General features: G+C 54.0%; 2 protein-coding genes. Both read right to left on the bottom strand.

Features of this window, described 5'->3' with window-relative positions:
• Positions 1–25: 25 nt before the first annotated feature.
• Positions 26–424, bottom strand: coding sequence for a DUF488 domain-containing protein (locus tag JQN68_RS13735; protein WP_225073955.1), 399 nt, complete (start codon positions 422–424; stop codon positions 26–28).
• 108 nt (positions 425–532) lie between these two features.
• Positions 533–981, bottom strand: a 449-nt coding sequence (locus JQN68_RS13740; protein WP_249621250.1) for a hemerythrin domain-containing protein, incomplete at its 5' end; no start/stop codon positions are given.

The following is a 981-nucleotide window of genomic DNA, read 5'->3' on the forward strand; positions in this document are numbered from 1 at the left end:
TTTAAATCCTTCGGCAGCGTGAAGATCATCCCCCCTCTGTGCCCGCACCATTATCAGAGCCAATCCTGGGAGCGCCAACGTCGGCCTCGCCATGCAAATAATCCATCAGGGCGCGGGCATGATTATGTTTGATGTCCCGTGCGGAAAAAAGCAGGGTAATTTTTCCTTCGTTTGCCAGGTCAAGAAGATGTCTGACCTCAGGGTTCTCTCGCAACTCGCAGCTATAGCGCTTTTTGAATTCCTCCCATCGATCGGGTGCATGGCCGAACCACTTGCGCAGTTCGGTGCTCGGTGCAACTTCTCTGAGCCATAAATCCGCATGGACCTGCTCTTTGCTCAACCCGCGGGGCCAGAGACGATCCACCAGAATTCGGAGGCCATCGTCTCCGATTGAAGCGTAAACACGCTTGATCCGGATTTCCATAAGCTGCCCGTCTGGCTGAATCCGGTTCCCGAAACCGGAAGCAGCCAGCCATAAAAATGCTCGTAAAAGTATCGCACCAAGCTTTTGCTGGGACGCAGAGCCAACCTTTCATGCCAAAAGTTGTTGCACCTTGGGGAAAAGAATGTTGTTTTCCAGGTGTACATGCTGATGGAGGTCATTCTCGAACTCTGCCAGGCCTCGATAGGCTACGGTGTAGGTATTGCAGGCATCTGCCGGGATTTGAAAATCCAGAGAGAGGCGCCTGATGGCATGGAGCATATCGCCCACGGCTTCATGTTCAGTGCGCAATTTTGTCAGATCGTCGCGAATGACGTCCAGTTCCCCGGGGGAAACGGCTTCCTTCTGAGTCGCAGAGAGGCGTTTGATGGCCGGGAAAAAGCTTTCCTCTTCCTTGCGAAGGTGTTCCTTCAGTTCGTCCATCATCCGGTTGAAAATGGTGGCGATCTCTCTGAGCTCCGGGTGGCGTTCACTGCGTATTCCGGACGAATCCGGCCACGGTTCCGACGGGAAAGCGTCCACCGTTCCGACACGAATCC

Source organism: Desulfuromonas sp. CSMB_57, assembly GCF_020194955.2.
Taxonomy (GTDB): domain Bacteria; phylum Desulfobacterota; class Desulfuromonadia; order Desulfuromonadales; family Syntrophotaleaceae; genus JAFCIY02.